General features: G+C 46.1%; 22 protein-coding genes. 8 read left to right on the top strand and 14 right to left on the bottom strand.

What is annotated here, in order from left to right; translation table 11 throughout:
• Window positions 1–19 precede the first annotated feature (19 nt).
• On the bottom strand, window positions 20–793 hold the full coding sequence (locus RH45_RS09350) for a nucleotidyltransferase family protein (protein ID WP_008076450.1): 774 nt from the start codon (window positions 791–793) through the stop codon (window positions 20–22).
• 322 nt (window positions 794–1,115) lie between these two features.
• On the opposite strand from RH45_RS09350, the gene RH45_RS09345 reads away from it, so the two are divergent.
• Window positions 1,116–1,763: a thiopurine S-methyltransferase gene (locus tag RH45_RS09345; protein ID WP_008076448.1), complete on the top strand. Its 648-nt coding sequence runs from the start codon at window positions 1,116–1,118 to the stop codon at window positions 1,761–1,763.
• A gap of 46 nt (window positions 1,764–1,809) precedes the next feature.
• Here RH45_RS09345 and purT read toward each other — a convergent pair whose 3' ends face one another.
• Complete coding sequence (gene purT / locus RH45_RS09340) at window positions 1,810–2,985, bottom strand: formate-dependent phosphoribosylglycinamide formyltransferase (RefSeq protein WP_008076446.1); 1,176 nt, start codon at window positions 2,983–2,985, stop codon at window positions 1,810–1,812.
• A 366-nt stretch (window positions 2,986–3,351) separates the two neighbouring features.
• Here purT and RH45_RS09335 point away from each other — a divergent pair, with 366 nt between their 5' ends.
• Window positions 3,352–4,557 carry an HD-GYP domain-containing protein gene (locus tag RH45_RS09335; protein WP_008076445.1) on the top strand — a complete coding sequence of 402 codons (1,206 nt, stop codon included), beginning with the start codon at window positions 3,352–3,354 and terminating at the stop codon, window positions 4,555–4,557.
• A 56-nt stretch (window positions 4,558–4,613) separates the two neighbouring features.
• Here the strand turns inward: RH45_RS09335 and cdd are convergent, their stop codons facing one another.
• The 10 genes from cdd to RH45_RS09285 all read right to left on the bottom strand — a co-directional run bounded on the left by cdd (window position 4,614) and on the right by RH45_RS09285 (window position 15,422).
• On the bottom strand, window positions 4,614–5,501 hold the full coding sequence (gene cdd / locus RH45_RS09330; RefSeq protein ID WP_008076444.1) for a cytidine deaminase: 888 nt from the start codon (window positions 5,499–5,501) through the stop codon (window positions 4,614–4,616).
• Window positions 5,502–5,757: 256 nt separating this feature from the next.
• Window positions 5,758–6,435 carry a CidB/LrgB family autolysis modulator gene (locus RH45_RS09325; protein ID WP_008076443.1) on the bottom strand — a complete coding sequence of 226 codons (678 nt, stop codon included), beginning with the start codon at window positions 6,433–6,435 and terminating at the stop codon, window positions 5,758–5,760.
• Window positions 6,435–6,800, bottom strand: coding sequence for a CidA/LrgA family protein (locus RH45_RS09320; RefSeq protein ID WP_008076442.1), 366 nt, complete (start codon window positions 6,798–6,800; stop codon window positions 6,435–6,437). The genes RH45_RS09325 and RH45_RS09320 overlap by 1 nt, the downstream gene beginning before the upstream one ends.
• Window positions 6,801–6,957: 157 nt before the next feature.
• On the bottom strand, window positions 6,958–8,382 hold the full coding sequence (gene sbcB, locus RH45_RS09315; RefSeq protein ID WP_008076441.1) for an exodeoxyribonuclease I: 1,425 nt from the start codon (window positions 8,380–8,382) through the stop codon (window positions 6,958–6,960).
• Between the two features lie 153 nt (window positions 8,383–8,535).
• On the bottom strand, window positions 8,536–9,330 hold the full coding sequence (locus RH45_RS09310) for a TrmB family transcriptional regulator (RefSeq protein ID WP_008076440.1): 795 nt from the start codon (window positions 9,328–9,330) through the stop codon (window positions 8,536–8,538).
• Between the two features lie 54 nt (window positions 9,331–9,384).
• Window positions 9,385–10,269: an ROK family protein gene (locus RH45_RS09305; RefSeq protein ID WP_008076439.1), complete on the bottom strand. Its 885-nt coding sequence runs from the start codon at window positions 10,267–10,269 to the stop codon at window positions 9,385–9,387.
• On the bottom strand, window positions 10,269–12,050 hold the full coding sequence (locus RH45_RS09300; protein ID WP_008076438.1) for a glycoside hydrolase family 13 protein: 1,782 nt from the start codon (window positions 12,048–12,050) through the stop codon (window positions 10,269–10,271). Before RH45_RS09300 ends, RH45_RS09305 begins: the two co-directional genes overlap by 1 nt.
• A gap of 18 nt (window positions 12,051–12,068) precedes the next feature.
• Entirely contained in the window at window positions 12,069–12,902 is an 834-nt protein-coding gene (locus RH45_RS09295; protein ID WP_008076437.1) for a sugar ABC transporter permease, read from the bottom strand.
• A gap of 1 nt (window position 12,903) precedes the next feature.
• The gene (locus RH45_RS09290; protein WP_008076435.1) at window positions 12,904–14,187 is read right to left on the bottom strand and encodes a carbohydrate ABC transporter permease; all 1,284 of its coding nucleotides are present in this window, start codon (window positions 14,185–14,187) and stop codon (window positions 12,904–12,906) included.
• A gap of 8 nt (window positions 14,188–14,195) precedes the next feature.
• The gene (locus RH45_RS09285; RefSeq protein ID WP_039958451.1) at window positions 14,196–15,422 is read right to left on the bottom strand and encodes a sugar ABC transporter substrate-binding protein; all 1,227 of its coding nucleotides are present in this window, start codon (window positions 15,420–15,422) and stop codon (window positions 14,196–14,198) included.
• Window positions 15,423–15,826: 404 nt separating this feature from the next.
• Here RH45_RS09285 and RH45_RS09280 point away from each other — a divergent pair, with 404 nt between their 5' ends.
• The 5 genes from RH45_RS09280 (at window position 15,827) to RH45_RS09260 (ending at window position 21,624) form a co-directional block, all read left to right on the top strand.
• Window positions 15,827–16,849, top strand: a complete 1,023-nt coding sequence (locus tag RH45_RS09280) for a hypothetical protein (RefSeq protein ID WP_008076427.1) — start codon at window positions 15,827–15,829, stop codon at window positions 16,847–16,849.
• Window positions 16,850–16,877: 28 nt separating this feature from the next.
• On the top strand, window positions 16,878–17,882 hold the full coding sequence (locus tag RH45_RS09275) for a UDP-3-O-(3-hydroxymyristoyl)glucosamine N-acyltransferase (protein WP_008076425.1): 1,005 nt from the start codon (window positions 16,878–16,880) through the stop codon (window positions 17,880–17,882).
• A 64-nt stretch (window positions 17,883–17,946) separates the two neighbouring features.
• A complete protein-coding gene (locus RH45_RS09270; protein WP_008076422.1) occupies window positions 17,947–18,429 on the top strand; it encodes an early set domain-containing protein in 483 nt (160 codons plus the stop codon).
• A gap of 105 nt (window positions 18,430–18,534) precedes the next feature.
• Window positions 18,535–19,656, top strand: a complete 1,122-nt coding sequence (locus RH45_RS09265) for an ABC transporter ATP-binding protein (RefSeq protein WP_008076420.1) — start codon at window positions 18,535–18,537, stop codon at window positions 19,654–19,656.
• 117 nt (window positions 19,657–19,773) lie between these two features.
• Window positions 19,774–21,624, top strand: a complete 1,851-nt coding sequence (locus tag RH45_RS09260) for an alpha-amylase family glycosyl hydrolase (protein WP_008076418.1) — start codon at window positions 19,774–19,776, stop codon at window positions 21,622–21,624.
• A 52-nt stretch (window positions 21,625–21,676) separates the two neighbouring features.
• Here the strand turns inward: RH45_RS09260 and RH45_RS09255 are convergent, their stop codons facing one another.
• Both RH45_RS09255 and RH45_RS09250 read right to left on the bottom strand, forming a co-directional pair.
• A complete protein-coding gene (locus tag RH45_RS09255) occupies window positions 21,677–23,050 on the bottom strand; it encodes an L-cystine transporter (RefSeq protein WP_008076416.1) in 1,374 nt (457 codons plus the stop codon).
• 188 nt (window positions 23,051–23,238) lie between these two features.
• Complete coding sequence (locus tag RH45_RS09250) at window positions 23,239–23,925, bottom strand: NAD(P)H-binding protein (protein ID WP_039958420.1); 687 nt, start codon at window positions 23,923–23,925, stop codon at window positions 23,239–23,241.
• 196 nt (window positions 23,926–24,121) lie between these two features.
• On the opposite strand from RH45_RS09250, the gene RH45_RS09245 reads away from it, so the two are divergent.
• Window positions 24,122–26,080 carry a methyl-accepting chemotaxis protein gene (locus tag RH45_RS09245; protein ID WP_008076413.1) on the top strand — a complete coding sequence of 653 codons (1,959 nt, stop codon included), beginning with the start codon at window positions 24,122–24,124 and terminating at the stop codon, window positions 26,078–26,080.
• Window positions 26,081–26,142: the final 62 nt, after the last annotated feature.

Genomic DNA, 26,142 nt, shown 5'->3' with positions numbered 1-26,142 from the left:
TCGAGGGCTTTTTTGGTTGTTACGCCGCACTTAAATGCGTGGTTAGATAAGGCTGCCATGCTTGTTGGTAAAGCTCTTTAGACTGACTGCGCATGTTTTTAATTTGTGCGACTTCAAATTCATTGAACTCTCGGCTCTCTGCAGAAGCATTACGTTCAATCTTCTGGATCTGTTCGTAGAGGTCGTGCTCGGGGCCACTTTTCACATCTGCAATAGCTTTAAGGTGAACCTGAACTTCAGCAATTAGGTTGGTTTTAGGTAGTTTAACCAGTAGGTTAAGATCTCTATAACCTGATGCTGCTGGGTTTTTAAAGCGGTTTTTGACTTTAACAATTGTGGTTTCACGGTCAAGCACTTCGTAGGCTGACATCAAGCTCTCGATGTCTTCAGCGACGATAGTTGCGCGGGCAAGATCGGTAATTCGTTCAGTTTGGCCATCAAGTTCGTAAGCAATTTTTTCTTGGGCGCGATGAGCAGATTTTACACCGGCAAAGTAAGCATCTGTGCCAGTTAACAGAGCTGTGCTTTTACAGATGGTTTCTAACTCAGCTTGAGCTTGATGCGCTTTGCTGTAGAGCACATCGAAATCTGAGTATGGCTGAAGCGGGGTTGAGGAAATCGGTTTGATACCGTAAAGGCCGCTTAGGTTGTGTTTGAATGCTTTGGAACAAACCTCGTTTTGGTTTGCAGGACGACTCTCTTCACCGTTCGACGTCGGTGGAACAGCTGCAAATGCGGGAGCTCGGCTGAGCATCAAAAGCATTAGGGCTGTGGTGCGAAGGAATAGGCTCATTCATTCTCCTTTGATTCATAGGACTTAGAAAAAGGTGTTGAAAAGTTTCAGCGACTAAGTTCTATTTATCTCTAATCAATATCTTGGGACAGATTCTTAGATTCCAATAGGGGACCTGCAACCGCGGTTTTAATCTTTGAACTCCGTCTCAATTCTTTTGAGTGTCGGTTCAAAATTAAGTTCATCCTCAAGTTGTAAGCAAGTATAACCATTCAATCTGAACCTAATCTGAATAGAGTTTTCAGTAAGCAATAGTTGGGGATGTTTTTAATGTTTGTTTCCGCTAGGCTATGTAGCTCAAAGTCAGCGATAGAGAACAACAATGAAAGATCCAGAATTTTGGCACTCCAAATGGGCAGCGAACCAGATCGGTTTCCACTTAGAAGACGTTAACCCACTTTTGGTTGAATATTGGTCGCACACTAAGCCAACGCGCCAAGACAAGGTTTTAGTGCCATTATGTGGTAAGTCGGAAGATCTTGTTTGGTTGGCCACCAAGCATGAAGAGGTTCAAGGTGTGGAGTTGAGCCTGATTGCGGTACGCGCGTTCTTTGCCGAGCATTTTTATACCCCAATGGTTGTGCCAATGAGTGGACAACATGAACTGTACCAGTTCGATGAGCTTTCGATTTACACCGGAGACTTCTTTACTGCTCCTCTAAAACCTGTCGATATTGTTTATGACCGAGCATCGTTGGTTGCATTACCAAAAGAGATGCGTCAAGACTACGTAGAACGAATCAAAAGCTTGCTCAACCCAGGAGCACGCATTTTGTTGGTGACTCTCGACTATGACCAATCACTTATGGCGGGGCCTCCGTTTGCGGTTCCTGAGCAAGAAGTTCGTCAACTGTTCGATGGTATGAAAATAACCCAACTGGATCGTAATGAAAACGCCGATATGCCGCCTAAGCTGGCGAAAGTAGAGGGAGCGAGAATGATCGAAGAAGTGTATTTGATTGAAGCTTAGTAAAGAGCGTTTGGGAGACCAAACGCTCTTTTTCTATTCGGATTAGTTAGTAGATCACTTGAACCTTGCCGGCACTGGCTTTTGCATCGTCAATCGCTTGTTCGATGCTGTCACGGCGGGTAATAGCAACGCCAAGGCGGCGTCGACCATTGATATCTGGCTTACCAAATAAGCGTACTTGCGTTTGCGCAGATGCCAGTGCTTGGTTCAGTCCTTCATAGCGAAGGTTGTCCGAGCTGCCTTGGCCCAGAATCACCGCGGAAGCCGAAGGACCATACTGGGTGATACCGGCAATTGGCATTCCAGTAAATGCACGGACATGCAAAGCAAACTCAGAACTGTCTTGTGACATCAAGGTGACGAGACCTGTATCGTGCGGGCGAGGGGATACCTCGTTGAAGATAACGGTATCACCTTTGATGAACAGCTCGACTCCAAAAATGCCATAGCCACCTAAGGCGTTTACCACTTTACCCGCTGCATCTTGCGCTGCAGCAAGTGCCGCCGGAGGCATAGCTTGCGGCTGCCAAGATTCACGGTAGTCGCCGTCTTCTTGTCGGTGACCAATCGGTGCGCAGAAATGCACGCCGTCGACCGCTCTCACGGTTAACAGGGTAATTTCATAGTCAAAGTCGATAAAGCCTTCAACGATCACGCGCCCGGCACCTGTTCGACCACCTTCCTGCGCGTAATCCCAAGCTTTTTCGATATCTTCATTGGTTTTAATGACGCTTTGACCTTTGCCTGACGAGCTCATCACCGGTTTACAAACACATGGAATACCGACTGCTTCAATGGCTGCGACAAAGTCTTGATAGTTATCTGCAAAGCGGTATGGCGAGGTGGTTAGCTCGAGCTCTTCTGCTGCTAGGCGACGAATCCCTTCACGGTTCATGGTCAGTTTTGTCGCGTTGGCTGTGGGTACGACATTTAAGCCTTGGCTTTCAAGCTCGACGAGTTTGTCTGTAGCGATAGCTTCTATCTCTGGAACGACAAAGTCTGGCTTTTCATCGTTGATGATGCGTTCGAGCGCTTCACCATCAAGCATATCCAGCACGTAGCTGCGATGAGCCACTTGCATTGCTGGTGCGTTTTCATAACGGTCACAAGCGATGACTTCTAGTCCCAAGCGCTGACATTCGATAGCAACTTCTTTTCCAAGTTCTCCTGAACCAAGCAGTAATACGCGTGTTGCACTATGACGAGTAGCCGTACCAAACATAGATAATCCTTATAATTTAAGCGGACAAAGAATTTGCTTTGCATCATACGGATTGGATGGCAAAAAGCAAACGTTTGCGCGCGTTGATTTTGAGATTAACGGTAAGCACTCAATGTAACCTCAGAAGCAAAAATAAGATTTAGAGCATATAAAGTTCGTGATGTATTGATATATTTAATAGGAAGCGTAAAACAAAAAGAGAGTAAATAACCTAAATAGTGATTATAATCTTATCCATATAGGTGCTTACTAAAGCTCGATAAACAAAAGTCGCAATGTCTTACATGGTTTTGAAACTAAAGTCGTTTTTCCAATCAAGTGGCCAGTAGAGTTTCAGTACCAAAATAATAATGAAAAGAAGATTAGATGCAGTACGATCCAAAACAATCTATCAAGATTCCCATTGATACGCTGACTGTCGGGATGTTTGTCACCGCAATTGAAGATAGCCAACGTGTCAACTTGGCCAATGCGGGCCGGGTGCCAAGCCAGGCCGCTGTCGCTCAATTAAAAAAGAACGGTGTTAAGTTTGCTTGGGTTGATCAAAGCCTGTCAGTGAAAGGAAGCGTCTTTAAACCAGTGCCTGCTGCCGTTGAGCCAGACGAGCCAACATCAGGGCCGACTCCGATCAAGCGTAAGAAAATGAGCCGTTTTTCACAGCAGAAGAAGGCTTCTAAGATCATTCGCGAAGCAAAAGGGCTGGCACAAAAAATCCTCAACCAGACATTTGAAGGCAAGTCGATTCATGTCGATGAGCTAGATGGCTGGGCTGATGACTTGATTGAAGCGGCACTGATCGACTCTGATGCTCTTCATTGTGTCTCTGCGCTGCGTAGTAAAGATGAGTACTTGCTTGAGCACTCAGTCAATGTTGCCACGCTTCTGGTCTCTTTTGGTAAGCATCTCGATTTACCTAAAGAGACCCTTAAGCAGATGGCGATTGGGGGCATTATTCACGATGTGGGCAAGATCAAAGTTAACGACGAGGTGTTGCATAAACCAGCGCGCCTGACTCCCGAAGAGTTCGAGCATATGAAGTTGCATCAGGTTTATGCCGGCGAGATCATCAGCACAGTAACCGGCTTGAGCGACGTGAGCCGAGACGTATGCTTGATGCACCATGAAAAGCTGGATGGAACTGGCTATCCGCGAGGGTTGTCTGGTGATGAGCTGCCGATTCACGGACGCATGAGCTGTATTGTGGACATCTATGATGCGTTAACCGCTGACCGCTGCTACAAAAAAGGCATGAGCTCGGCGGAGGCGTTTAAGATTCTGCTCAGCTTGACACCTTTCCACTTAGACAAAGAGTTGGTTTACAAGTTTATCAACTGCATTGGTGTTTATCCTGTTGGTGCTTTGGTCGAGCTTAGCGATGGTCGAGTAGGGATCGTATGGACGTCGAATACAGCCGAGCCGCTAAAACCGGAAGTAAAATGTTTTTACTCTCGTAAATACAAGCGTTTTATTGACGTGGCTTACTTGGATCTTAAATCAAGTAAAGTGACGATTGAGAAAGCGATTGCACCAAGTAGCCTAGAAGTAGACCCTAAACCCTTCTTCGATATTTAGCACCGTTCAGCAACCATAAAAAGGCGCTCATTGAGCGCCTTTTTTAATACCAATCGTTAGATTGCGAGATAAGCAACCGGAATGTCTGGGTTGATTGCTTCTAGTGTCGCTTGCGTGTCAGCTAGGTGGCTAATGGTACCATCGGCCATCTCTGCTAGCGCTGCCGATTCAATATCAAACAAAGATTGGCCATCGAGTAAGAGTTGAATCATTGCAACTTGCAGTGGAGGCAAGCTTGGGTTGAACGCGGCATTCTCTGCATAAGCACCGAGGTAAACTTTACCTGTATTTAGCTTAAGGCTTACGCCACTTAGATTCTTAGTGTAAGGCGCATGGCTACGGTTTAGTGCACCGACCGCTTTCTGTACCATTTCGTCAGTTTCTTGCGTTTGCTTACCATGGTCAACGGTAGACATGAGGCCAGACTGAATACCAAGGTCGGATGGGCCGAATGACTCTGGTAGATACTCTTGTAGCGTCTTCTCGTCGCGTTGAGGTAATTGTACGACCAGTTTGTCTGCGGTAGTGAGCTCATTCATGAACTGACGACAATGGCCACAAGGACTGAAGTTAATCGTGATATCTGAGATACCTTGCTCACCTTTCATCCATGCGTGACTGATGGCGGCTTGCTCTGCATGAACTGTTTGGCCAAGTTGAGCACCAAGAATTTCAACGTTTGCACCAAAGTAAAGGCGACCAGAAAGGCCACGCACAATCGCACCTACGAAGAAATTAGAAATAGGAGCGTAAGAGTACGCAGCGGCAAAAGGTAACAGTGCTACGCGAAGCTCGTCGTCTTTCAATCCTGAAATGCTGAGCAACTCTTGAAATTGCTCTGGTGATAGAGTCGCGTCAAAGTCTTCTGCCAACAGAATTGGAGATAAATACTCTGCTACTTGGCTAGGAGCGTCTGATAGCGCTTTTTCAATGCGGCTTCTCATGTTGAATCCTTGTGTAAACGTTAATTGATACCGAAGGCAAGGGTCTTCAAAGAGTACAGACGTGCCTTGATACTGGTATTTCATTTTAGGCAAAGGTGAAAACAATGCTGCGACACAAATCACAATATAGAGTGCAACGAATGTTTGGTTTGCATAATTAGAGTGAGGTCACACATGTTAACGATTACATCGTATAATTAGGTGATATGTGTCGAGCCATGAGTGAAGGCTCGACAATATGTGGGATTTGAAAGGGTTAGGAGGCCAGCCACAGCGCGAACGCGAAGAAGCTTGGCGCAAGAACCGAGGTAATGACTCCGCATACCACCAATGCTAGTGAACTAAAGGCGGCGTCTTGGCCATCTTTCTCTGCGCACGTCGCGGTTCCTAATGCGTGTGAAACGGTACCCATGGTCAGCCCTTTGGCGATAGGGTGAGTGATGTTAAGTAGGTTATAAATTGGGTAGGCCATGATGGCACCAAAAAGGCCAACGATTAGCACGAGTATTGCCGCTATTGCAGGCTCTCCGCCCAAGTGGCTTGAGACTTCCATTGCGATAGGGGTCGTGACGGATTTACCCAATAGACTGGCAATCAAGGCGATATCTGCTTTCATGTAAACGGCAATGACGCTGGCCGTCAGCATCGACATCACGCTGCCGACACCGCAAGCGAGCATGATGATTCGCCAGTTGGCCCGGATTTGTGGTAGCTGCTCGTAAAGTGGGTACGCAAGGGCGACAACGGCAGGCTGAAGCAGATAATTGATCCACTGATTATCAGCATAATACGTTTCAAACGGGATCTTGTAATAAGTCAGCAACGGAATCAGCACCGCTAGGCTAATTAGCAGCGGGTTCATGAAAGGGCTTTTGACTTTTTGACATAGCCAGCGCGCAATTAAGAAGACAACGATGGTAATAGGAAGCCACATTACTTTTGCCCCCCTTTAAGAAGTCTGTCCAGCATTAAGCCGAGTAGTACTAAAACGATCAAGGTCCCTCCCACGGCACTGGCGAGAATAGGTAATGCGTTAGCAATCAGCATGTCAAAATGCTCCATCAGTCCGACGCTGATTGGAACAAACAGTAAAACCATATAGCGAATAAATAGGCTGGCACTCGGCTTGACCCATTCAACGGGTACAAGTCCGCCTGCCATCAAGCCAAACAAAATGAGCATGCCAATGATGCTGCCAGGGATGGAAATATCGAGAAGGTGCTGGATGTTGATGCCCGCCATGAGACATAAAAAGATAAGCCCCATAGACACAACGTACTTCAGCAATGTTTTTGCCATAAGTGGTTATCGTCCGAAATAAATAAGCCCGTTGCAAAAGCGCAACGTAAAATACCAACGGATATCGTGATCCATTTGGTCGGATTTCAGCGCCTCGTCACTGATGATTATGTTATAGGTTAGCGAGGCTGCTGATAGGGTGCAGGCGTTCTGAACTCTAAGATACTAGCTTTTGAACGTATTGATAAACAGATTTTAAAATAGCTAGCTTTTTTTCATCACTTTCATGTTCGTGAACTAAGTTTTCCAAATTAAGCATGTACTCTTCAATACGACTTTCGAAGTACTCTCGGCAATGATTTGCCCAGCGTTGTTGCTCACTTTCATCTAAGCTCCACGGGAAATTGCGCGCACGGTAGCGGAATAGAAGAGGTGCGATGCGGTCGTCATTAAAACTGATGTCTAATGCTGCCAAATTATTTGGGTCCGTTTCACGGATAATATCCATCGACGCTTTATCGGCAGGAGAGAAAAAGCCATCGTAAAGCATGGCGTCAACATCGTTATCTTTCGCATACTCACGTTCAATGCTGTAAAGACCGATAAGCTTTTCCCGCACTTCTGGATGTTGACGCAGTAGTGCTAAGTTCTTTAAGCATTGGTCACGATCAATTCCGATGGTTTCTGCATTCTCAGCCGTGAGCGTTTTCGCCGGTGCCAAAATTGGACACTTATTGAGATGAACAAGTTTAACTGGGACAGGCAACTCATCTTCAGCAAGCTCTGAATGCTTAGTGTACAGACGCTGATTAAGCTGCTCGACATCAAGATCGAGCAGTGGCTGAGGGTCTTTCGCCAGATCAACCATAATCACGGCATTCTGATTGGTGGGATGCCAAGCAAGAGGTACCATCCAGCTTGTGTAGTTACACTCTTTTCCTAGCATACCTGACACGTGCATCAATGGCGTCATATTCACAATATCGACGAGATCGTTGAGTTTGCGTTTGTGGCGCATGCTCAGGAAGTAATCAAACAGCTTAGGCTGAGCTGCCTTGATTTTCTTTGCCATCTCAATGGTGGCAATCACGTCTGCCATCGCGTCATGGGCATTTTCGTGTTCAATTCCATTGGCTTTGGATAAATGCTCAAGTTTAAAGCTTATAAAGCCTTCGTCGTTTTCTGGCCACTCCACGCCTTCAGGTCGCAGTGCGTAGCAAGCACGCATGACATCCAATAAATCCCAACGTGAGTTCCCGTTTTGCCAGCTCCACGCATACGGGTCGATAAAGTTTCGGTAACAGGTGTAACGCGTCACTTCGTCATCAAATCGAATGCTGTTGTAACCTAAATTGATGGTGTTCGGCATTGCGAGTTGCTCGTGAATCTTGGCAATAAATTCAGGTTCACTTAGCCCTTGGGCTTGCGCCGTTTGAGGTGTGATGCCTGTGATCAATGCTGCTTCGGGGGCGGGTAGGTAGTCTGAAGGCGGTTGGCAATAGATAACAAGCGGGTCGCCGATAATATTGAAGTCCATATCGGTGCGCACTCCTGCAAATTGACACGGACGGTCTTTAGCAGGGCTGGTTCCCCACGTTTCATAGTCAAAAAAGAAAAACGTAGGTTGATGCTCTTGTTGCATTATCTATTTACCAAGTGGTTAAAAATCACTTGGGTATTAGACCATTGCCACGCTAGCAAGGCAACGTTATCCAGTAAATCAGAGGGGCAGTGGTGGTGGAATAACCAATCCATTAAAAAGGGCGATAGAATCGCCCTATAGAGTGAGTGGTTTTTAGTGCTTAGCGAGGTCGTCCATCACCATTGCGTTATGCTGTTCATGAATGGTGTTTACTCGGATGCGTTTTTCCGGCTCTAGTTTTTCATACTCGGTCAAATAGATGTCACTATGGATGTGTTCGGCGATCATCTTCACCATCAAGCGATTATTAGCATAAAGGCCGAGCGTTTCATCACGATGTGAGAACATTAAGGCGAGCTTCATGTCTGCCACACACATAAAGCGGTGAGAAGGGTATTCCACTTCTTCATCATGAGAGCGAGAATACATTTCAATCTTCTCGTGAGGGCTGGCCATTTTGTTAAATGAAAAGACAATGACACGGACTCCACGCTCTACAGCATCACGTAATTCTTGCTCAAACAGGCTGAGTTTGAAGTCCGTGTTGAGGTAGATCTCTAAGTTTGCTTGGTTGATTACCTCTTTGGCTTTTTGCAGCACGTTTTCATAGCCGGTCACGTTATAGACAAACTGCTTTTCCTCTTGCAGCATCATCTTCGACAGCTCTGTTTTGAGAATATTGATGTTTTCTACCGTCTTCTTTTCGATCTGACTGAAAATTAAGTCCGGTGATTTGGCCTCGTACTCTTTGGTATCGCCGTCTGAAAGGAAGATGTAACCGTTGGCATAGAGGTTGTCTATTGATGAGTAAACTGATGAGCGAGATAACGCAATATCTTTTGCGATCTTGTATCCACTCGAGCGTCCATTCTTAAGTAAATTTATATACACAAGCGCATCGGTTTTAGAAAAACCGAAGTCCATCAATTTAGTCACTAGCTCTGACACAGGTTGTCCTCTGAAACTATTCAATGTTTTTACCTACTTAGATTATCATCGTGATCATGCAGAACGAAAACGATTGTTGTGATTTTTTTCTGAGATGAGCGCCGCACCGAGAGCAAAGGTAAATGCATCACGCTGTTGGATGAGGTTTTTGGGAATTAAAGGCAGTTCGATATAACGGCTAAGAGCCATGACGAGATCGTTCTTTATACACGTATAGCGAACCACTTCTCCAGAAAAGAGCAACGTTTGCGGCTTCAGGCTTGAAAGTGGAGCCGACAAACTGCGAGCTAACTGGTCAATGAAAGTGCGATATACCCGAGTGTCTTCAACCAGCCCTCGATCTACCCCAGCAAAGATTAGGGCTATCGGTTTATCTTTAAGTACGATCTGGTGATATTGTCGCTCAATTCCAGATACTGAGAGATATTGCTCGATACATTGTTCGCCACCACAACGACAAACGGGCGTCAGGCCATCAACAATCCAGTCAAAGTCAGGCAACTCAGAATGCGCCCAATTCTGCATGTTATTGGCAGGTACCATCACCCCGCGCTCAAACATTGCCAACCCACACCCGTCACCTAGGCTAATGCTCAGTGTCCGAGTTTGACTTGCCATTAGATCAAAAGAGGCTGCTTGAGCATGATTGACCGTATGACACGTTGCGTTAAAGGTGATGCTTAGTTCGTGGGCTATTCGTTGGATGGCTGAGGAATTTGCCGCTCCTAAGTACTCTGAGAAACTCAACGTTAATGCGCCTAGTGCCCCAAAGCGAAACAGGCTTTTCTCAACCATTAGCTTGAGCGTGTCGAGCAGAGCCTCTGGGCTGCTTGGTGTGCATTCGTGAGAGCGCAACAACTCTTGCCCAGAAGGTTCGGTGGTGCAGGCGTGAATTAAATGGGAATCGATAGAGATTCCCATGTTGATGGTACAGGCCATTAACCCGCCACTTTTTCCATAATGAACCCAAACCCTTCAATCAGGTGCTGCTGGCCGTTACAGGTTACTTGTTTCTGTTGATCGCTGTTGTTGAGAATGAACTGCCAACTTCCGCGTTGGTAAGCAATACAATCTTGATCTTCAACGTCTAGCCATTCGATAAAGGGTTGGTTGAACTCTGGGTTTTGTTTACGAAGTTCGATGAGTTCTTGAATGAACGATTTGAACTCGTGATCTTGCTCCGACTCATCCCAAATCATACATTTGCGATTGTCTTCGCTGCCCATATTGCGGCTTCCATCTAAACCCACTTCGCCTCCGTAGTAGACACAAGGGGAGCCGACTTGTGTAAACATAAACAGGTAGGCTAGCTTGGCCTTGCGCTTGTCACCGCCACACAGGGAGATTATGCGTGTGGTATCGTGGCTATCAAGCAGGTTAAACATGGCTTCATTGACGTTACGTGGATAAGCCATGTAAGAAGACGTCACCGCGAATTTGAAGCTGTTCTTGTCTAGACTGGCCAGTGCGAAATAGTCAGTGATGGCTTGTGTAAGCGGGTAGTTCATTAAGGAGTCGTACTGATCGCCGCGCAGCCATGGCATGCCTTCGTGCCAAATTTCGCCCAAGATGTAGCAATCGGGCTTGGCTTGCTTAACCACTCGGCGGAAATCACGCCAGAAAGAGTGGTCTACTTCATTGGCAACATCTAAGCGCCAGCCGTCGATGTCAAATTCTTCAACCCAATGTCTCGCGACATCAAGCAGATATGCACGACACTCTTCATTTTCCGTGTTGAGCTTGGGCATTTCAGCCACATTGGCAAAGGTTTCATAGTTGAGATTCCAGAAATCCCACTCGTCACGCGGTGAATCTGGGTAAACAGGGAAGCGGTTGACCCAAAACCAATCGGCATACTGGGACTGCTCGCCCTTCTCAACCACATCAAGCCAGATAGGAGATTGATGGCCAATATGGTTAAAAACGGCGTCAAGCATCACTTTCATGCCTCGATCGTGTGCTTGTTTAACTAGCGCTTTAAACGCTTCATTGCCGCCAAAATGTGGGTCTACGTTGTAGTAGTCAACTGTATCGTACTTGTGGTTGGCATTAGCGGTAAAAATAGGGCACAGATATAGGCCATTGACGCCCAGCTCTTGTAGGTAATCGAGCTTATCAATTACACCCCAGAGGTCGCCACCCATAAAACTGCTGCTGGTGGGCTGGCTTCCCCAAGGGAGGACATTGGCTGGTGAAATCTCTGGTCGACCATTGGCAAACCGTTCTGGGAAGATCTGATACCAAATGGTGTCGCTAACCCAACTTGGGGTTTTCAATACATCCCTAGGATTGATAAATGGGAAGCAGTAGAAATTACTAAGGTTACTCAACTCGGTCTCTGCTTGAGCGGGTTGGGATATATCAACAATCCGCTTTTCACCAAACAATAATTTCTCACCGTCCTTGCCATAAAGGATAAAGCCATATCGAGTACGCTTTTTCGGTGGGGTAAACTCGGCAAACCAGTGATCGTGGTATTCAGATTGACCCTCACACTGCATCTCTACTTCATTGCCACCGACCCAGCCATGTGCGTCACTGCCACCCAAATTGCCTCCATCTAGGCCGCCTTCAGCCCAATGGTATGGGTCACCAATCCACAGTGCTACTTTTTCGATCTCGCCTTTCGCACTGCGCAAGCGGATGTGCAAAGTGTCGTTGTTATAGGCGTAACTGTCCGCACTCTTTGCCGAGTGAGAAAGGGAACTTCTTGTGATCATGTAATTTTCCTGACGTTATTATTCTTTTACTGCACCACTCACCAAGCCCGTGGTGATGTGTTTTTGTGTCACAACAAACAGCAGTGTAATTGGCACGGCGACTAACAAGGAGCCAGCGGCAAACAGAGTGAAATTTTCGGCGGAGTTGGATGAGATCCAGCCAAAAATACCGATGGCCAGCGTCATCTTTTCTTCACTTCGTAAAATCAGTGTTGGCAATATGAAGTCCATCCACGGGCCAGTGAATGACACCAGAGCAACAAACACTAAGATAGGCTTCGCGAGGGGTAAGATGATCTCGAGAAAGATCGTCATATGCCCTGCGCCGTCTATTTTGGCGGCTTCATCCAAGGATGTAGGAATTGCATCAAAGTAGCCTTTGACCAGCCAGACCATGAAGGGCAGCGAACCCGTCACGTAGACGAACAGCAATCCTGCGTAGGTATCGATGAGATTCATTTTTGAAAGCAAAATGTAAATTGCCGTCATAGAAAGAAAAGCCGGGAACATCTGCAACACCAAGATGCTCATCATGATGTTGCGCTTACCTTTAAAGCGATAGCGCGAGAAAACGAACGCGGAAATGGTCACGACGACCAGCGAGATCAGCATGTTAGCCGTCGCCAGCAGAAAGGTGTTTTTGTACCAATCAAAATAAGGCGTATCAGTAAACAAGGCTCTGTAGTGATCAAGCGTAAACTCGATCTCAGTAAACGAAGAGCTAAACAGATTCGTCCCCACTTTGAACGATGCCAGTATGGTCCAAAGTACAGGGCCTAACACTAGCAAAGCATTGGCGGCTAGAAACAGATAAACAATGCCTGTACCAATTTTTCCGATAAATTTATCCATGTTACATACCTACATCGTCTTTAAAGGATTTCATGCGGCGGAACTGCCAAATCGCGATTCCTGAAAGGAACAAGAAAATGATGATCGAGATAACCGATGCAATTTGGTATTGCTGGAAATCGAGCGTCAATTTGTATATCCAAGTGATCAATATGTCGGTATGGCCTGCAAAGCGATACTCAGGATTAATTGGGCCACCTTCTGTTAGTAAGAAAATAGCGCCAAAGTTATTGAAGTTATGGGCAAACGTCATCACAAGGGACGGCGCGACTTGATGCAGAACCATCGGAAGAGTGATTTCCCAAAACTGCTGGAATTTGTTCGCTCCGTCTACTTCGCTCGCTTCGTACAGATCCGATGGAATGTTAGTTAACGCGCCAGCGATAAGTAGCATGAAGTAAGGCGCGCCAACCCAAACACTGACCGCAATGACGGTTATCTTGGCGGTAAAAGGATCAGAGAGGAAAGCGATGGAATCCCATCCCCATGCATTTAGAGTCGCATTAACTGGGCCTACACCATTGAGTAACAAGCGAAACATCAACAGGGTAACGAAAGCAGGGATGGCGTATGGCAGGATAAAGATGAATCGCCAAGCTTTTTTCGCCTTAATGTCTTTCTTTTGTAGTGCAAGCGCCAGTAAAAAACCGAAACCGCAAGTACATACCGTAGCAAAGAACGCCCAAAGAACCGTCCATGACGCGACGCCAAAGAAGGTACTAGACCAAATCTTTAACTCAAATAAAGCTATAAAGTTTTTAAACCCAACCCAATCGACTAAGTTGCGCGGTGGAATATGGTGTGGCGCAGAGTAGTTGGTAAAGGACACCAAAACAGTAATGACGATTGGCAAGATGATAAAGGCAATACTGGCCAAGAACGCAGGAGATAGCATGATGAAGGCAAATTTCTCATCATAAATCTGGCGAAGTTGCCCCGTAAATGAAGCATCACTCGGTAGCGAGCTCATTGCATCCTTAACGTTAACAATGTAGACGCAGAGGAACAAAAAGCAGTAGATGAGGGCAATAACCCCTTCAACTAACATGAAGATGGAGTTGTCGCCGGGAATGATGTCAAAACCTTGTCGAACCTGGGCGACATCACCTAAAGTGACTAACCCCTTAAGTGCCAAAGCGATATCAAACAAGAACCATAGGGTGAGCAGTTGAATTGCAAAGAAAGCCCAGCCTTTGACCCAGTGCCCCTTTCGAAGCTGAGTCAGGCCCATGAACAGTAATGAAGCAGGCACCTTAGGTGCCGGCTGAGTTTGAGATAACAACATAGTGACAATTACTCTTGTAATTCAATCTGTTCAGCTATGATTGAGCGAGCGCGGTCTAACACTTCTTTTGGTGACTTATCATTGACCCACATTGCGGTGATTGCGCTAGCCATAGGTGACCAAATAAAGCCCATCTCTGGTATCGATGGCATTGCATCGGAGTAGTAACCTTGCGTGATAATGGCGTAGGTTGCTTCGTCGGCATCAACAATGATCTCTTCCATAACAGATTGGACTGGTGGAATGGCTTTGGTCATCTCAAAACGCTGCTTGAGCATTTTTTCGCTCGATAGGTAATCTGCAAACAGCTGTGCCGCTTTCGGATACTGAGTGTAAGAAGAGACAACGGCAAGGCGCACAGTAGAGAAGGTTCTTGGTTGCTGGCCTTCCAGTTTTGGCATAGGGACAACGCCATAATTGATACCAGAATCCTGATAACCTTTGATTGCCCATGGTCCGTCAATGATCGCGGCTACCTTACCTTCACTGAATAAACCACGCCTTACTTGGGCGTTGCGCATGTCGATTGGGTTCGAGTTGTTCGCAACTCGCAGTTTCTTCATAGCCGCTAAGCCTTGTTGCGCTTTTTCTGAGTTGATGCCGATGTCCTTGGCGTTTGTGCCATTGTTACCAAACTCATACGCCCCAAAGAGAGTCACAAAAGAACGGGATTCATAGTAGTTTTGTATATCCCATAACAGGGCGTACTTGTGGGCCTTCTTGTCGTTAAAGGATTTGGAAAATTCGATTAACTCTTCAAATGTTTCTGGCGCTTTAGGGAGAAGATCTTTGTTGTAGAACAGAGCAGTGGTAGCAAAACTGACGGGAAAACCGTAACTCAAACCTTCAGATTTAGAGGCATCAATCGCGTTTTGCATAAACGTGGAGTCAATACGTGGTGCAGAGACTAAGTTTTCCATTGCTCCACCAGCAACAACCAAACGGCCAAGCAGGTCGTGTTCAATTTCCGCCACATCAGCAACGCGCGCAGAGCCACCATCTTGAATCAGGCGCGAAGCAGAGTCGATCGGTGCCAAACCTCGAAAACTGAATTCGACATCGTAACCATAGTCTTGGTTGAACGCTTTAGCTGCGTGTTCCATGTAGTCGACCGTTGTCGAATCCGTCCAGATTAACAATTTGGCATTGTTTTCTGGCGTAATCGTCTGTGCTGAGGCTGCCGAAGCAACAAATAGCGAGCTGATTAGTCCTGCTGCAATAAGATTTTTATTCATACCTACACCGCTCATTAGGTTAGTAGTCCATAAGATACTACTAGGTTAAAATGGCGCCAAAATATGTCAACTGCAAGAAAGCACAATTGATATCTAAATGTGATTTGAGTCACTTAAAGTCGTGTTGTAGAGGAGGTGGCGAGAATTGATATGAAACCAGTGTTATCAATGTCTGAGTGGGTTGTTTGGGCCTGGATTTTCTTTTTTATTCCCTAAAAAACAGTACTTTCGTGATGAACTTCAAAATTCAGCTCATCAATGGTGATGCAAGTCTCATTTGTAAATTTTATAGGAGGAAATCTAAAAATAATTCCAGAACAATAATTAGGCGTTCAACGTGAACTACTAAAATTCATGGCCAGAATTTTTCTAATATCCATTGCTGGAACATTTAAGGAAATACCGTGAAACGAACAATTTTGTCTGTACTGATTGCGAACACACTTGTTTTAAGTACGGCTGCTTTTGCTGATGACCGAGGCTTTGCTCCGGAAGACACTTTTTTTGATGACGCTTTAAAATTCGGTGGGCATGTCGGGTCTTCGATTGAATATGAAGACAAGACGGTGACCAATTACGACACCTGGGGGGGCGGTGAGCGACACGAGAAAACCATGACCCATGAAGTGTTGGGGGCGTTTTACAATAACCCTACATGGAATGCGACGGCATTGTACGCGTTCAAACTGGAAAATCGTGAAGTCAAAGATGGCGACTATGCAGAAACTGAAGACGGCTATAAACATCTATTCTCATTGAACAAAGGCTTTAGCTTGGGTGATGGTTGGGCCACAGGTTTAATCTATGAGCTGGAATACAGTCGTGGAAAGGTGGTTAACTCTACTGGTGTAACAGGCTTACGTACAAAAAGTGCTGAACACAGTGTCAGACCTTACTTAACCTACTGGAACAATGACTTTAATGCTGGTTTCTATTCGAACTTAGAGTACCTGTTCAACGACGAAGACAAGAACGATTGGGGTACAAGAGAAGAGAAAGGGTATAGCCTACTTTTCAAACCTTACAAGCGCTTCGGTCAATGGGAGCTGGGGGTTGAACTCTTCTACCAAATCAAAGAAAACGAAGCCAAAAATGGTGCAGGTGAAATCAACGAAGTGAGTGACTTCACAGAGAAGTATATTGAGCCGATTGTTCAGTACACCTTCGAAGATGCCGGTACCGTTTATGTCCGTACTCGAATCGGCGAAAACGAAACCAAATTTACCGATGGTTGGGCTAAGGATGAAGAGTTCCTCAAAGACATTCGTAAAGCGACAGTCGGTTATGAGCAGTCAATTGGTGATGATTGGTTGATGAAGGCTGAGTATGAATGGGCCAAGGATACCGAGACATTTAGCCAGTTAGATGGCGAAGAAAAAGTTGTCGAGCAAAATACGCTGTTTGTACAAGCGCTATACCGCTTCTAAACGCATAAGTAATGATGGATAAGTTGTAATGATAAAAGTTTCGGAAATTGCCCAAGTTGTGGGTGGCAAGATCGTTGGCGATGACAGCCTGGAAGTCTCACATATACGACCTGTACTGAGTGCAGAAGAAGGTGGGCTTGCGGTCGTATTTTCGAAGGCCGACTTAAAGGGCATTTCTGAAACTTTAGCCGATGTTGTTATTGGTCCGGAATCGATATTGAAATCCCAAGCAAAGACCAAGATTGTGCTCGATAAACTCAGCGCAGACACACTTAACCAACTGCTTCGTTATTACAAGGTGCAGAAATACCGCCTGTTCGATCAAGGCAACACCTCAACCATTGAAGGCGTTTACATAGGTAAGCATTGCAAAATAGGTGATGGGTGCCATTTTATGCCCGGCGTTAAGATCATGAATGGCGTCACTATAGGCAATAACGTCGCGATTCACGCTAATACGGTCATTAAAGAAGGAACAGTGATCGGTGACAATGTCACGATTGATTCAAACAACTCCATTGGCAATTACAGCTTTGAGTATATGGCGGGAAAACGATCGCGATATGAGCGTGTCGAAAGTGTTGGTCGTGTCGTTATTGAAGCTGACGTCGAGATCGGCTGTAACAATACCATTGACCGCGGCACGTTAGGGGATACGGTGATCGGTCAAGGAACAAAAATTGATAACCTGGTGCAAATTGGCCACGACTGCAAGATTGGAAACCACTGCCTGCTTGTATCGCAAACTGGTTTTGCTGGGCACACCACATTAGAAGACAACGTCATTGTTCATGGTCAAGCTGGTACAGCAGGGCACTTAACGATTGGTCAAGGCTCGGTAGTAAAAGCCAAATCGGGCGTGAGCCATTCGTTCCCTGCAAACAGCGACCTTTTTGGCTATCCCGCGAAAGATGCACGCGAATATTACAAAGGTTTAGCGGTACTTAACAAGCTAGCGAAACGTAAGAGAACCGAGTCGAAAACGCAAGACAATCGCGACAAAGGTTTATTCGCTCGCTTATTTTATCGCTAGTGAATATCGAGCCTAAAGGAGGCGTCTCCGTTAGGTACTCAACATAATAACAAGGAATCAAAACATGAAACGTACACTACTTGTCTCTGCATTGCTGACTAGCGCATTGATGGGATGTGCTTCAACGACTGATGAAGCATCAACCGATGCCGTTTTAGCCAGTGGCCCATTTGCCAATTGTCAGTTACCTAGTGTTGAAGAGCGCGGCCCTATCAAGCCATCGTTATTCGTGGTGGGCACTTTCCCTGATAGCCAGTGGCTGCATTCGGAAAATCGCCAAATGGCTTACAAAGGCAATGGCATCTACCAAGTCGTCAGTGCTGAGAAAGCAGGTAAGGTGAGCCTACAGTTCGCGACAATGAGCTGGACTCCTCAATTCACTGCGGCTGGCATGAAAATGACAGTAGGGTACGAAAAAGAGCTGAAACGAGGTGGTTTTGCTAAGAACACCGTTGTCGCATTGCCTGAAGATGGTAATTACCTTTGGGCGGTGGAAATTGGTGAAGATAAGAAACCCGTTCGCGCATTAGTTAAACCTTGTAAATAAGGTTCAGCACTCTGTCTTGCAGAGTGCTGTTTGATTAGCCTAAATGGCAATGTTTAGGCTAATCAAACAGTTTTTACTAATACAAGCCCATATTCGGAGTATGAAATGGCGACAGTAAGTCTACGCAAAGTAGAAAAAGAATATGACAATGGCTTTAAAGCCGTACATGGGGTTGATTTGGACATTCATGAAGGGGAGTTCATGGTGTTTGTCGGACCATCGGGTTGTGCTAAGTCAACGACACTGCGCATGATTGCTGGCCTTGAAGCAATCAGTGGTGGCGAAATTAAAATTGGTGGTCGAGTTGTCAATGATTTAGCTCCGAAAGATCGTGGCATTGCGATGGTGTTTCAAAATTACGCGCTTTATCCCCATAAAACGGTGTTTGATAACATGGCTTTTGGTCTGAAAATGCAAAAAAGGCCAAAAGAAGAGATCAAACAGCGTGTCGAAGAGGCCGCGGAAAAACTCGAGATCACCGATCTGCTGTACCGTAAGCCTAAAGAAATGTCAGGTGGTCAAAGACAGCGTGTGGCTGTTGGTCGAGCGATTGTTCGTAAACCCGATGTGTTCTTATTTGATGAGCCGTTGTCCAACCTTGATGCCAAGCTACGGGTTTCAATGCGAGTTAAGATTGCCCAGTTACATCAGTCTTTGAAAGAAGAGGGCAATCCCGCGACCATGATCTATGTGACGCATGATCAAACCGAAGCGCTGACCTTAGGGGATCGCATTTGCGTACTCAACAAAGGCGAGATTATGCAAGTGGATACGCCTGCTAATCTGTATAACTACCCTGCGAACAAGTTTGTCGCGGGCTTCATTGGCTCTCCGGCGATGAACTTAGTGAAGACCACACTGCGCCAAATTGGAGACGATGTATACGTAGAGCTCGCACCGGACGCTCGCATCATTATTCCGAGGGATAAACAGCAAAAACTAGGTAACCATATTGATAAGCCAGTATGGCTGGGCATTCGTCCGGAACATATCTCGCTCGCTTCTGAGGATGAAAACGTCAATGTTCATCAAGGTGAACTGACCGTCGTCGAGAACTTGGGTAACGAGAAATACTTGTATTTTAAATTAGGTGATAACGAGATTGTCTCACGCGTTAACAACCAAAGCATCACAACCTCTGACATCGGTAAATCGCTGCGCTTTAATTTCGATTCTGCTTTCTGCCATATTTTTGATGGTGATACAGAGCAAAACCTAACACTTTAAGTTCAAGCCGCCGATTTCAGGTGGCTTTTTTGTTTATAAGAATCATGCCTTCCGAAATTCGGAAAGGACTCTTGCACCCTGAATTCAGGGATATAACAACGTGAAGTAGGAATAAAAATGAAACATAAGTTAATACTGCTGTCGACAATACTTGCCTCGCTACCTGCTATGGCTGACTGGAATCAAGCGTATTTCAGAGGTACGAGCAACGATTGGCAAAGTGAAGCTATGGTCAAAGTTGGGGCTAACCATTGGCAAATCACCAAGAAATTCAATACAGGTGATGGCAGCAACCCTCCAAGCTTTAAAGTTGACCGCTTCGGTGATTGGTCTGAGAACTATCCAATCAATAACTATGTCGTCGATGCGAACAAAACCTATGAAATCAATTTTTATGACGACACAAATACCGTGGTTGTGCATGAAAAATTAGGCTTCGATATGCGTGATGAGACCATGTATTTCGTTTTCCTAGATCGTTTCGCGGATGGCGACTCTGCGAACAACACTGGCAATAATCCGCAGACTTACTCTGCCGATAAATCAGACTTCAAGAAATATTTTGGTGGAGACATCAAAGGTCTGATGGGTAAGTTGGATTATTTAAAAGAGATGGGGATTACTGCCATCTGGATAACTCCACCGGTGAATAACGTTGACCAGCTGAATAAAGATGGTTCGGCGGGCTACCACGGTTATTGGGGACGCGACTTTTTCCAAGTGGATGAGCACTTAGGTACGATTGAAGAGTTTCGTGCGCTAAGCACGAAAATGGAAGAGTACGGCATGAAGCTCGTGTTGGACTACGCGCCTAACCACTCAAACCCAAATGATGAAAATGAATATGGTGCCTTGTACAAAGATGGCGTATTCCAGACTGATTTTAACAGTGATACGGAGAACTGGTATCACCACAATGGCGGTGTAACCAATTGGGATGACTACTATCAGGTTCGTAACCACAACTTGTTTAATCTCTCTGACTTCAACCAAAGTAACGAGAAAACCTATCAATACTTAGTCGAAGGAGCGAAGTTCTGGATCGATCTCGGAGTTGATGCGATTCGAATCGATGCGATCAAGCACATGGATAAGTCATTCATCCAACGTTGGACGTCAGAACTAAACAGCTATGCTCATGCGAAAGGTAAGCCCGGTTTCTACTTCTTTGGTGAATGGATGGATGCAGGAGCGGGTGCCACGGGTCTAAATGGTTTATCTGTTGATTTCGCGAATACTTCAGGCTCAGCGCTGCTGGACTTTGGCCTACGTAATACCATTGAAGATGCGCTGATTGGTCATCATGGTACTGGTATGTATGCGATTAACAACTACATGAAGTTACGTGACCAAGAGTTCACGTCGAGTGATTGGCAAGTGGTGTTCCTCGATAACCACGATGCACCACGTCTGTCTACGGTACTTCGCTCAGATGCGACCAACTTTGGCCCGGGTAAAGACAAGTGGGGCGGTCGTCAGAGCATTCCTTTTGCTCAAGACCGTTTAGAGCTGGGCCTTGCTCTTATTATGACGTCACGTGGTATCCCTTGCATTTACTATGGTACCGAGCACTACGCGGCCAACTTTACCACTAACGGCTTTGGCCAAGTAGGTAACGACCCTTATAACCGTGAGATGATGCCAAGCTTTGATACCACTACACCTGCGTTCCAGATCATTAAGAAGCTGAGCAAGCTGCGTAAAGAGAGTTACGCGATCCAGCAAGGTAGCTATATAGAGCGCTGGGTAAGTAATGAAACGTTAGTGTACGAACGCAATGCCGGAGATGATGTTGTGGTTGTTGCGATGAACATGGGTGGAGCAAGATCGGTTAACGCGATTAATCTAGGATTAGCCAATGGCACCTACGAAAACGTATTGGGAGGGGATCAGGTCGTTGTGTCTAACGGCAGTGCGACATTCAACCTCGATCAAAATGAAGTGATCGTTCTTCGTACGCAAAAATAAGCGTCAATGAGTATGAAAAAGGCCGATAATCATCGGCCTTTTTTTGTTTCTGCTACGCGTTTTGCGTTTCAAGTTCTTCTTCCGGCAACTTATCACCCAGCAATCGGCTGGTTATCGTTCCCGCGGTCATCGCTCCCGATACGTTGAGCGCGGTGCGCGCCATATCAATGAGTGGTTCGATGGAAATAAGAAGCGCTGCAATCGTGACGGGCAAGCCCATTGCGGGCAATACGATCAATGCCGCAAAGGTTGCACCGCCGCCAACACCGGCGATACCAAAAGAGCTAATAACAATCATCGCAACAAGTGAAATGATGAAGCTGATGTCCATAGGGTCAATGCCGACACTTGGTGCAACCATGACAGCTAACATAGCCGGGTAGATACCCGCACAGCCGTTTTGGCCAATGGTTGCGCCAAACGAGGCCGACAAGTTTGCAATGGCTGGTGGTACGCGCAGCTTGTTGATTTGCGCTTCGACATTAAGTGGAATGGTAGCTGCAGAGCTGCGCGAGGTAAACGCAAACGTAAGCACTGGCCAGATCTTTTTAAAGTACTCTTTTGGGTTAACACCAACAAACGATACCAGCACTCCGTGAACCACAAACATCAGTGCGATTGCTACGTAAGAAGCGACAATGAAACCAAGTAAGTTCAAAATGTCAGCAGCACTGGATGTGGCCACCACCTTTGCCATGAGCGCAGCGATGCCATAAGGAGTAAGTGCCATGATCATTTTAACAAGGCGCATCACGATAGACTGAGCCGCTTCAACAAAGGTGCGAATCGGTGATTCTAGCTCTTCTTTTTCTGCCATCACTTTGCGTGCAGCAATCCCAGTAAGCACACCAAAAATCACCACGGCAATAATTGAGGTTGAACGAGAGCCTGTCAGATCGGCAAATGGGTTAGTTGGAATAAAGCTGACCAACATTTGAGGTATGGTTAAGTCGCTGACGCGATCGGCACGTGTTTCTAAAGCAGCTATACGCGCAGTCTCACGTGCGCCTTCCGTTAACCCTTCTGCAGATAGGCCAAAGGTTTGTGCCACTAAAATACCAATGATGGCCGAAATCGCGGTTGTCGCCAACAGAACCGAAATGGTTAAACCGGAAATTTTGCCTAAAGAGCCGCCTTTTTCTAGTTTTACAACGGCAGCGATCATCGACACTAATACCAGCGGCATGATGATCATTTTAAGTAAGCCGACATAGCCTTTACCGACGACGTTCACCCATTCAAGCGTTTGAGCGATAACTGGGTTTCCTTCGCCAAAAATGAGCTGCAAAGCGAGGCCAAAAGCACTACCGGTAACCAAACCAAATAACACTAAGCGAGAAAGGGTATTCGCTTTGCGCTGTTGACGATACAGGGCGAAGAGAATTCCGGCAAAGACGGCTAATGAAGCGATAGCTGCCACTGACATAATAGATTGTCCTTATTTTTTCTTATGCGAACCATAAGTCTTGCTTATGGTTACGGGTTGTGGTTCGGTATGAGGGTAGTGCGGTCAGGAGACAGAGAGAAATGATAAAAGGTAATGCCTTATATGAATTTGTTATTTAGCCTTTTTAGAGGCTGAGTATTCACCGATTATTTATATTAAACATGGGCTTATTGATATTTTTTGAGCAGCTTTCGCATGGCAACACTGTCTAATACCGAGACTTTCTTTGAACTGCCCGAGAAAAGGCTGAACTGCATCGCCGTCGCGACATGACTTGCTCGAATTGGAATCATCTTAGCTAACGGCCCCAGCATCAAAGGGCGGAGTACTTTCAAAATAGCTTGGGTAATACGTTCGTCGGCTCTGGGTTGCTCTCGTAATCCGACAAGTGGCCCCGGGCGCACAAACACGACTTGTTCAAACTCAAGGCGCTCGAGCGCCAATTCCATTTTACCCTTGCATCTGAGGTAGTGTGAAAAGGAATGAATAGAGGCGCCTAAACTAGAGACCACACAGAGTTTTTTAACCCCCATGACCTTCATTTGTTGAGCGACTTTACACACCAACTCATAGTCCACGCTCTCAAGAGCTTTCTTACTGCCGGCCTGTTTCAGAGTTGTGCCTAAGCAGATGAAACCATAGGTTGGTACTGGCTTACTGTCATCCCAGTCATGGACGTCGAGATCACTGTGTTTAATGACTTCAAGCTTAGGGTGAAAGAAGGGTAAGTCTTTACGGCTCAATGCGTAAATGTGTTCAATTGGCTCATGTTCAAGCATCTGTTTAATCAGTTCTGTTCCGACTAAACCTGAGCCGCCAGCCGTTATGACGTTGAGGTGTTCCTGAGTATGCAATGTGTTAAGCCGCTGTTGATTGAAGGGTGTAAACCCATCTGCGTAGTAGGTTTATTAGATCCAGCATCGCTTAATTAGCCGATTAAGTCTGTGATCAAGGTAGGTGTTATTGGATTCATAACGTTTAGTCGTGGCAAGTGTCACCCCTTGAACTAAATTTAGGTAATAACTACTCAATAACTAAGGCAAATTGGTTATGAAAATTAAGCAGAAGCTGTTGCTTGGTCTTATTGCAGCGACCCTGATCCCTGTCGTGATCATCTCTTATATCGTAATCTCAAATTCTCGTAGCGAAACCATCACTGATTTTCTTGAGCGAAGTCGAGGTGAGATCAGCCAAGTCGACAACGCGATCAGTATTTACTTTGCTGCCATCGAGGACAATGTACGCATGTTGTCGCAACATCCAGCGGTAAAAGCTTCTGATGCGTCGATAGAGAAATACATGGATATGGGGGCGAGCATGATGAGCCCGGATCAAAACGGGCAGACAGAGCAGCAAATATACTCTGTATTAGCGCAACTTGGTGAATCCCACCCGGGGTACGCGTATGTCTATATGGGCACCGATAATGGTGGGTATATTCAATGGCCAAAGGGAAAAATGACGGCGGGGTACGATCCGCGAGGTCGACCTTGGTATACCACCGCTAAGTCGTCTCCCAACGAGGTCGGTCGCACCTCGGCATATTACTGGGCGACGGATGATGCGACCATCGTTGGTACCGTTAAAGCGTTTAGTGCCAATGATAATTCTTCTTCTGGTGTCGTCGCTATCGATGTGTCATTAAAAAGTCTAACCGCGATTGTTAAGCAGATTAAGCTCGGCGAAACTGGCTATTTAATGATGATCGAAGACTCTGGCAACGTACTTGTTGATGCCAATAACCCAGACAACAACTTCAAAGACATTAATGAGCTTGGTGAAGGCTATCGTCAACTGGGGCAAACTCAAGAAGGGGTGGTGGATCTTGAGATAGATGGTGAGCACTACATGGCGAATGTCTATCACTCCGAAAAACTGGGCTGGAAGTTTGTTGGTTTAATCACTTACGACGAGGTAATGGAAGACAGCCAGCGCTTGATGAGCTTAATAAGTGTGATTGTTGTGGTGTTGGTCATCATTTTTATTGCAGGGGCGATATTCCTAGCGAACTTGATAGCGAGACCGCTGAGTTTGGTCTCTCAAGGGTTGAAGGAGATTTCGGAGGGTGAAGGAGATTTAACCAAAGAGCTGCAAGTTAAATCGAACGACGAAACCGGCGAGCTGGCGGGTTACTTTAATGCGTTCCTAAAAGCGATTCGTCAACTGATCCAACAAATTTCGCAAGCGGGACAATCAATGGGAGAATCAGCTACCAAGGCGTCGATGGTTTCCCAAGATCTTGCTCAAGTATCCGAGCGGCAAAATCAAGCAGTCGAAATGGTCTCTACAGCGTTTAATGAGATGGTGGCGACAGCGAATGAAGTTGCGACGCTATGTACCACTGCTGCTCAAGCCGCTGACAGTAGTCAGTCTTTGGTAAGCCAAGGGCAACATGATATCAATACCGCGGTATCAAGTGTGAATGAGCTGGCGCAGTTGATATCAGCCTCTTCTGAAACCATTGCCGAACTGGAGCAAGATAGTCAGGGCATCACCGCGATTTTAGATACGATTCGTGGTATTGCTGAACAAACCAACTTGCTGGCGTTAAACGCGGCGATTGAGGCTGCTCGTGCAGGTGAACAAGGCCGTGGTTTCGCAGTGGTTGCAGATGAAGTGAGAGCGTTAGCAAAACGCACCCAAGATTCGACGGCGGAGATCAATGAACTGGTTCAGCGCTTACAAAACAGAACGAAAGAGGTGAGTGAGCAAATGACGGTCAGCCTGAGCGCTTCTCAGCAAACCGTTGAAATTACCGAATCCGTCAATACCAGTTTCAGCGGTATTTCTGAATCCGTCTCGTCGATTCATGATATGAGTACTCAGATTGCCACGGCAGCGGAACAACAGCATTTAGTGGCTGAAGAGATCAATCGCAATATTCAACAAGTGCACGAGGATACTCAGAAAGTGGACGATGTGGCCAATCGCGCGCGATCAAATTCTCAGTCGATGCAGCAGTCGGCCGATGAGCTAAACTCGCTAGTGACGAAATTTAAGACCGACTAATCATTCACAGTTGCCGCAATGACTAAGGCCTCGATCAAGTCGAGGCCTTTTGCTGTATATCA

The organism is Vibrio sinaloensis DSM 21326 (genome assembly GCF_000189275.1).
Classification (GTDB): domain Bacteria; phylum Pseudomonadota; class Gammaproteobacteria; order Enterobacterales; family Vibrionaceae; genus Vibrio; species Vibrio sinaloensis.
The sequence above is the reverse complement of the archived record's forward strand: the minus strand, read 5'-3'. Positions and strand labels throughout refer to the sequence as shown.